The organism is Fictibacillus macauensis ZFHKF-1 (assembly GCF_000269865.1).
GTDB classification, from domain to species: domain Bacteria; phylum Bacillota; class Bacilli; order Bacillales; family Fictibacillaceae; genus Fictibacillus_C; species Fictibacillus_C macauensis.
In genome coordinates this window covers 72,521-79,132 of record NZ_AKKV01000005.1, presented here as the reverse complement: position 1 = coordinate 79,132, position 6,612 = coordinate 72,521, and the positions used below count along the sequence as shown (strand labels likewise).

At 42.9% G+C, this 6,612-nt stretch carries 7 protein-coding genes and 12 tRNA genes; 1 reads left to right on the top strand and 18 read right to left on the bottom strand.

What is annotated here, in order from left to right; all coding sequences use genetic code 11:
• Positions 1-110: 110 nt before the first annotated feature.
• The 13 genes from A374_RS00685 to A374_RS00625 all read right to left on the bottom strand — a co-directional run bounded on the left by A374_RS00685 (position 111) and on the right by A374_RS00625 (position 1,881).
• Positions 111-187, bottom strand: a tRNA-Ile gene (locus A374_RS00685).
• Positions 188-197: 10 nt separating this feature from the next.
• Positions 198-271, bottom strand: a tRNA-Gly gene (locus tag A374_RS00680).
• A 6-nt stretch (positions 272-277) separates the two neighbouring features.
• A tRNA-Pro gene (locus tag A374_RS00675) sits at positions 278-354 on the bottom strand.
• A 4-nt stretch (positions 355-358) separates the two neighbouring features.
• Positions 359-435: transfer RNA gene (locus tag A374_RS00670), tRNA-Arg, on the bottom strand.
• A 40-nt stretch (positions 436-475) separates the two neighbouring features.
• Positions 476-561 (bottom strand) — tRNA-Leu (locus A374_RS00665).
• 24 nt (positions 562-585) lie between these two features.
• Positions 586-669: transfer RNA gene (locus A374_RS00660), tRNA-Leu, on the bottom strand.
• Positions 670-702: 33 nt separating this feature from the next.
• Positions 703-778 (bottom strand) — tRNA-Lys (locus A374_RS00655).
• A gap of 8 nt (positions 779-786) precedes the next feature.
• Positions 787-861 (bottom strand) — tRNA-Gln (locus A374_RS00650).
• 49 nt (positions 862-910) lie between these two features.
• Positions 911-986, bottom strand: a tRNA-Asp gene (locus A374_RS00645).
• A gap of 28 nt (positions 987-1,014) precedes the next feature.
• Positions 1,015-1,089: transfer RNA gene (locus A374_RS00640), tRNA-Glu, on the bottom strand.
• 8 nt (positions 1,090-1,097) lie between these two features.
• A tRNA-Ser gene (locus tag A374_RS00635) sits at positions 1,098-1,188 on the bottom strand.
• A 3-nt stretch (positions 1,189-1,191) separates the two neighbouring features.
• Positions 1,192-1,266: transfer RNA gene (locus tag A374_RS00630), tRNA-Asn, on the bottom strand.
• 144 nt (positions 1,267-1,410) lie between these two features.
• The gene (locus A374_RS00625) at positions 1,411-1,881 is read right to left on the bottom strand and encodes a SprT family protein (RefSeq protein ID WP_007200239.1); all 471 of its coding nucleotides are present in this window, start codon (positions 1,879-1,881) and stop codon (positions 1,411-1,413) included.
• Between the two features lie 95 nt (positions 1,882-1,976).
• Between A374_RS00625 and cmpA the strand changes: the two genes are divergently transcribed.
• Entirely contained in the window at positions 1,977-2,102 is a 126-nt protein-coding gene (cmpA, locus tag A374_RS19740; protein ID WP_007200238.1) for a cortex morphogenetic protein CmpA, read from the top strand.
• Here cmpA and A374_RS00620 read toward each other — a convergent pair.
• From A374_RS00620 to A374_RS00600, 5 genes are all read right to left on the bottom strand, one after another.
• Positions 2,099-4,285, bottom strand: coding sequence for a Tex family protein (locus A374_RS00620; protein ID WP_007200237.1), 2,187 nt, complete (start codon positions 4,283-4,285; stop codon positions 2,099-2,101). The genes cmpA and A374_RS00620 overlap by 4 nt on opposite strands.
• Before the next feature lie 122 nt (positions 4,286-4,407).
• Positions 4,408-5,013: a PP2C family serine/threonine-protein phosphatase gene (locus tag A374_RS00615; protein WP_007200236.1), complete on the bottom strand. Its 606-nt coding sequence runs from the start codon at positions 5,011-5,013 to the stop codon at positions 4,408-4,410.
• On the bottom strand, positions 5,010-5,801 hold the full coding sequence (gene sigB / locus A374_RS00610; RefSeq protein WP_007200235.1) for an RNA polymerase sigma factor SigB: 792 nt from the start codon (positions 5,799-5,801) through the stop codon (positions 5,010-5,012). Before sigB ends, A374_RS00615 begins: the two co-directional genes overlap by 4 nt.
• The gene (rsbW, locus tag A374_RS00605; RefSeq protein ID WP_007200234.1) at positions 5,767-6,246 is read right to left on the bottom strand and encodes an anti-sigma B factor RsbW; all 480 of its coding nucleotides are present in this window, start codon (positions 6,244-6,246) and stop codon (positions 5,767-5,769) included. The genes sigB and rsbW overlap by 35 nt, the downstream gene beginning before the upstream one ends.
• On the bottom strand, positions 6,243-6,575 hold the full coding sequence (locus A374_RS00600) for an STAS domain-containing protein (protein ID WP_007200233.1): 333 nt from the start codon (positions 6,573-6,575) through the stop codon (positions 6,243-6,245). The genes rsbW and A374_RS00600 overlap by 4 nt, the downstream gene beginning before the upstream one ends.
• Between the last annotated feature and the right edge of the window lie 37 nt (positions 6,576-6,612).

Genomic DNA, 6,612 nt, shown 5'->3' with positions numbered 1-6,612 from the left:
TGGCTTTTGTTTGGTTTTCAAAGAACATTTTGTTTATGTCTCTTTTTCAAGAGAACTTTTCTAGTATATCCATTCTAAGAGCGAATGTCAAGTACCTAGCCCTTAGATAATGGTGGGCCTAAATGGACTCGAACCATCGACCTCACGCTTATCAGGCGTGCGCTCTAACCAGCTGAGCTATAGGCCCAAAAAGTAAATGGAGCGGGTGATGAGAATCGAACTCACGACCAGAGCTTGGAAGGCTCTTGTTTTACCACTAAACTACACCCGCATCAGATGGTCGGGAAGACAGGATTTGAACCTGCGACCCCCTGGTCCCAAACCAGGTGCTCTACCAAGCTGAGCCACTTCCCGTAAATGGCGCGCCCTGAGAGATTCGAACTCCCGACCTTTTGATTCGTAGTCAAACACTCTATCCAGCTGAGCTAAGGGCGCGTATGATGCTTAAAATTTCTATAAAGTTGTAAAGGCTATATGGTGCGGTCGAGAGGACTCGAACCTCCACGGGGTTTCCCCCACTAGCCCCTCAAGCTAGCGCGTCTGCCATTCCGCCACGACCGCGAAAACTTTTATGAGAAAAAACAATGGTGCGGGTGAAGGGACTCGAACCCCCACGTCAAAGACACTAGATCCTAAGTCTAGCGCGTCTGCCAATTCCGCCACACCCGCAAGATGTGTTTTCATCTTCCCTTTATAAGAAGATGGTGAGCCATGAAGGATTCGAACCTTCGACCCTCTGATTAAAAGTCAGATGCTCTACCAACTGAGCTAATGGCTCATTAAAAATGGCTGGGCTAGCTGGATTCGAACCAACGCATGACGGAGTCAAAGTCCGTTGCCTTACCGCTTGGCTATAGCCCAATGAATGCTATTCTTAAACATTTAATTTATTATTAGAGTTAAGTAAAAATGGCGGACCCGACCGGGGTCGAACCGGCGATCTCCTGCGTGACAGGCAGGCATGTTAACCACTACACCACGAGTCCGTATGTTTGTTCGTTACGTTTGTAAAAATGGTGACCCGTACGGGATTCGAACCCGTGTTACCGCCGTGAAAGGGCGGTGTCTTAACCGCTTGACCAACGGGCCATTAAAGCTGGCAGAGAAGAAGGGATTCGAACCCTCGCGCCGCGTTAGCGACCTACTCCCTTAGCAGGGGAGCCCCTTGAGCCACTTGGGTACTTCTCTATATGGCTCCACAGGTAGGACTCGAACCTACGACCGATCGGTTAACAGCCGATAGCTCTACCACTGAGCTACTGTGGAATGTTACGTTCTTTTTTTCGAAGACATTTAATATCTTACATCATTTCGCTTTCGATGTCAACAACTTTTTTAAGTTGTTTTTTTCGTATGTAACGTGATGTCTGTCAGCGACTTTATTAATTTACCACAGAACAAACGGACAAGTCAACAGCTTTTTTCACTTTTTAATAAAACAAGTTTTCCACGGCATATACCGCATACATACCGAGCTACATCCATGCGTCGTTTCCTCGTATATTGCTTTTGGCACTGCGTACAAATGTAGGTGTGCTGCATGCTGGATGACGAGCGTTTCACATTCGGGAGCGATTGACAAAAACGAGGACCACCTACCTTGGCTAACAAGGCTTTAAACGAAGAGTCGCGATGCTGATAGCCTTTTCCTTCTATATGAAGATGGTAATGACATAGCTCATGTTTAATAATTCCGATGAGCGCCTCCATTCCATAGACAGAAAGCTGCTTCGGATTGATTTCAATATGATGAGATCGCAATAAATAACGGCCACCTGTTGTTTTAAGACGGCTATTAAAGCGGGCCTTATGTTTGAATGGTTTTTGAAAATAGCGTAGCGAGATCTCTTCGACGAGAATCTGCAACTCCTGTTCTTCCACAGTCTTCCCTCCTTCTATAAACGTAAAAAGTTGTTCACATCAACAAGCCATGCGACATAGACTAAACCACGCTTCAATAAGTGGAGGTTTTGTCTATGCCTACATGGTTTAAAAAACAGCTTCGTAAAGCTTATTTTCAAAAAGACAGATACCAAATCCGCCTTTTGAATCAATGCTGGTTTTTCTATAATCAGAAAAACGAGTCAACTCAGGAACATTAGCTCTTGTCAGGAGGTAACATCGTAAGAGCAACTCTTCCTTTTGCAAGATCAACACTATCGACCCATACAGTTACAACTTGACCGACACTTACTACGTCCATTGGGTGCTTTACAAATTGACTGCGGAGCTTCGAAATGTGCACGAGACCATCTTGTTTAACGCCAATATCAACAAAGGCACCAAAATCAACAACGTTTCTCACTGTTCCTTCTAATTCCATGCCTTTTTGTAAATCTTCAAGCTTTAATACATCTGTTTTTAGCAGTGGTTTTGAAAGTTCCTCACGAACATCTCGGTTCGGACGAAGTAAACCGTCAATCATATCTTGAAGCGTCGGTTCACCTACCGCGAGTCTGTTAGCCATTTCTTGTACGTTCATGTTTTTTAACTTATTTCGTAAGTCTTCTGATCCTAACATGCTAACGTCACTATCAATGTATTGCAACAGTTGTTGCACACCTCGATATGATTCTGGATGAATACCCGTTTGATCCAGCGGATTCGTACCGTCAGGGATTCGCAAAAAGCCGATACACTGTTCATACGTTTTCGCACCGAGACGCGGGATTTTCTTTAACTCCTCCCGCTTTTCGAATTTTCCCTTTTCATCGCGAGCTTTAATAATGTTTTGGGCCACCGTTTTCGATAAACCTGCTACATATTGCAACAAAGAAGAAGAGGCTGTATTTACATTCACTCCAACTTGGTTTACGACCGTTTCCACCACAAAAGTTAACGATTCATTCAAACGCTTTTGGGTGACATCGTGTTGATATTGTCCTACACCAACTGATTTCGGATCGATTTTCACAAGCTCAGCTAGTGGATCTTGCAACCGTCTAGCAATGGAGATGGCGCTGCGTTCTTCCACCTGCAAGTCAGGAAATTCTTCACGCGCAATGGCGGAGGCAGAATACACACTCGCTCCCGCTTCATTGACGATAATGTACGACACGGTAGTGTTCAGGTTACGAAGCGTATCGGCAATGAACTGCTCAGTTTCTCGCGAAGCTGTCCCATTCCCAATGGCCACGACTTCAATGTTATATGTATGAATCAGCTTTTCCACAATTCCTCGTGACTTTTCTACTTCAGAACGTGGAGGTGTTGGGTAGATCGTTTGAATATGAAGCATTTTCCCGGTTTCATCCACAACCCCTAATTTACAACCTGTTCGATAAGCTGGATCGACGCCGAGCACCATTTTCCCTTTTAAAGGAGATTGTAACAATAAGTTTTTTAGATTGGTTGAAAAAATATGAATCGCTTGTTCTTCGCCTTTATCGGTTAATTCGTTGCGAATCTCACGTTCTATCGCCGGACCGATTAGTCGCTTATAGCTATCTTCTATTGCTGCTTCTATATAAGAACGGGTCGCTTCCGCCCCTTTTTTTACAACAAATGTGTTCAGTCTCGTTAAAATTTTCTCTTCAGGAGCACGGAGATCAACTTTTAAAACATTTTCTTTCTCTCCGCGATTCACGGCTAATATGCGGTGAGGAACGATTTTTTGGACAGGTTCTTCGTATTCATAGTACATTTCATACACACGCTTTTCGTCTTCTGCCCCTTTTTTAATAGCCGTACGAAGTGTTCCTTCTTTAAAAGTAAGCTCGCGAATCCACGAACGGTGACCCGCATCATCTGAAAGCTGTTCAGCAATAATGTCTTGTGCCCCACTTATGGCTTCTTCTACTGTAGCCACTTCTTTTTCTTCACTTACAAAAGCCTTAGCCTGTTCGATTACATTAGCCGTTGCAGATTGTTTCCATAAAAACGCGGCTAGTGATTCTAAGCCTTTTTCCTTTGCAACGGTCGCCCGCGTTCGTCGTTTTTGCTTATAGGGTCTATACAAATCTTCAACGGTTTGTAGCTTTTCAGCTTTCTTAATTGCTGTTGCAAGTTCTGTTGATAATTTGCCTTGTTCGTCGATCAAACGAAGAACTTCTTCTTTACGAACATGCAGGTTCTCCATATACTGCCATGTATCCATAATATCTTTAATTTGCACTTCGTCTAAGCCACCGCTTAATTCTTTACGGTAGCGGGCAATAAACGGGACGGTATTGCCGTCTTTTAATAGTTGAATGACGTTTTTTGCTTGTTGTTCCTTTACACCTACACCTTTAGCAAGTTTCGCTACATCGACTCCAGTCGATTCTGTTTCTTTGATTGTTTCCATATAGAAGAACTCCCTTCCCTTACTAGAGTTACTTTCTCTTAAGTTTACCATTATTATGCCTTTAGAGCTGTACTACAAAGGAAAAACAAAAAAAGCCAAAGGGACTCCCTTGGCCTACACTGTTATAATGATGTTCTTCCAACTAGACAGGTCGCGTCATCTGTTAACGTTTGGGTTACCTGTCCTAAATAAGCGGCTGATTCTCGAGGCGAAACCATATTTGATAAAATCGCTCGACTTTGCGTATGAATTTCCATTCCATCAGAATAAATAATAAATGCTGTTTCTTTTTCAACAGGAAATTCTTGAATACGAAATTTCTGTGGCTTGCCTGATAAAAAACCGACTGTCGGAAGAGGATAAATTAAGCGCTCCGTACCAGTGTTCATCATAAAGCGTATGTTCCCTACTCCGGCATAAAGTACCCGGTGATCACGAAAGTCAATTTTGAAAATAGAAAGAACAGCTCCGCGTGTTCCTTTTAAGTTGTTATTGCATAAATGCATGAGCTCATCTAGCTCCAGATGATGATGCTCCGCCACAACGGTGATTGCCGCTTGGGAAGCAGCACGGGCCATTACGCCACTGCCTAAACCATCAGCTACGGCACAAATAAAGTAATCAGGCGTTTCCAAACAATAAAAGCTGTCTCCACATTGTTCATTCCCCTTTTTAGGTTTCTGAAAAGAGGAGACAGCAATTTTGTCATAGGAAAAATCTTGGATCATTTCAATGCCTCCGATGGTTCAATTCGAATGGCATCTCGGAGCTTATCTAAAGCACGGCGCTGCAAACGAGAAACGTGCATTTGGGATATATTTAAACGTTCTCCCGTTTCTTTTTGACTTAAGTTTTCAAAGTAGGTACATTTAAGAATCTCTTGCTCTCTCTCTGTTAAGACTGCAAATGCTTTTTGCAATACCATTTGCTTATCAACTTGTTCAAACCCATCATCTTGTTTTCCAACAAGATCGAGGAGCGTTACTGTACTACCTTCTTGATCCGCTTCAATAGAGCTATCGACCGATAAGGCTTGATAGCTTTTGCCCATTTCCATCGTTTCAAGTACTTCCTCTTGGGAAACTTCAAGGAAATCAGCGATCTCCTGGATTTTTGGAGAGCGTTGGAGAGTATTCGTTAACTCTTCAACCGCTTTTTTAATGCGAGGACCCAGCTCTTTAATTCGACGTGGGACGTGAACACTCCAAGTCTTATCACGGATAAATCGCTTAATTTCACCGATAATGGTAGGCACTGCAAACGATTCAAACGAACGACCAAATTCCGAATCGTACCGGCGAAGCGCTGCTAGCAGTCCAATCATACCAATTTGAACGAGGTCTTCATGAATGCTTTTTCCTTTAGAGAATTTACGTGCAAGCGAATGAACTAAATCCTCATATTGGTGAACGAGCTTTGTTTGAATGACTTCATTTTTTGGGTCTTCTTGAAGCTCGGCAATCCATTTATATACTTGTTCCTTATTGTGTAGGTGCTGGTGAGGTCCTGTCGACATTTTCCTCCACCTCATCTCTGTGAAGATACTTCGTCATCATAACGATCACACCCTCGTCACCGCTAATTTCTACTTTATCCATGAGTGACTCAATAAGGAAGAGACCCAGACCCCCTTCGTTCAACTGATCAATCGACTTACCATTAACGGGTCCTAGTTGATTAAGTGTATCATAATCAAAGCTTTTGCCACGATCAACTACCATAATTTCGAGTCGATTATCGTACACTCCGCAACCAATGCGGATTTGTCCTTCTTCAGCACCTTTATACGCATGATTAACAGCGTTCGTACATGCTTCTGAAACGGCAATCTTAATGTCTTCTATTTCATCAAACGAAAAGCCCATTCTGTTAGCTACACCCGAGATTGTTAGGCGTACGACACCAACATAATCAGCTTTTGCCGGTAGCGTTAGCTCGATAAAATCAGAGGCTTTGTTCATCTGGCCTCCCCCTTTACCTCATTGTCTATATCCATAACCTCTGTCAGGCCGGTAATTTCAAACAAACGTTTAACACGTTCCGTCATACCTGATAACTTCATCGTTCCGTCGTTTTTCTTCGTTGATTTAAGCGCCCCAACGAAAATACCAAGACCTGTACTATCCATATAATCAACCTGTTGTAGATCAATCACTATAGTAGCACCTTGCTTTTCTGTCAGTGGAACGAGCACTTCTTTTAATTTTGGTGCTGTATAAGCGTCCACTTCTCCAACAAGTTGTAAGTGATCAATTGTATCTATAGTATCTTGTGTAATGTGAAGATTCATTATTTTCCCCCCAGGAATTTATCTAAACCCATAACCA

What these genes read in the sequence shown, in the direction of transcription:
- cmpA (WP_007200238.1), top strand. Translation starts at nt 1,977, where the DNA reads ATGCCTACATGGTTTAAAAAACAGCTTCGTAAAGCTTATTTTCAAAAA.
- A374_RS00600 (WP_007200233.1), bottom strand. Translation starts at nt 6,575, where the DNA reads ATGAATCTTCACATTACACAAGATACTATAGATACAATTGATCACTTA.
- rsbW (WP_007200234.1), bottom strand. Translation starts at nt 6,246, where the DNA reads ATGAACAAAGCCTCTGATTTTATCGAGCTAACGCTACCGGCAAAAGCT.
- A374_RS00615 (WP_007200236.1), bottom strand. Translation starts at nt 5,013, where the DNA reads ATGATCCAAGATTTTTCCTATGACAAAATTGCTGTCTCCTCTTTTCAG.
- A374_RS00620 (WP_007200237.1), bottom strand. Translation starts at nt 4,285, where the DNA reads ATGGAAACAATCAAAGAAACAGAATCGACTGGAGTCGATGTAGCGAAA.
- sigB (WP_007200235.1), bottom strand. Translation starts at nt 5,801, where the DNA reads ATGTCGACAGGACCTCACCAGCACCTACACAATAAGGAACAAGTATAT.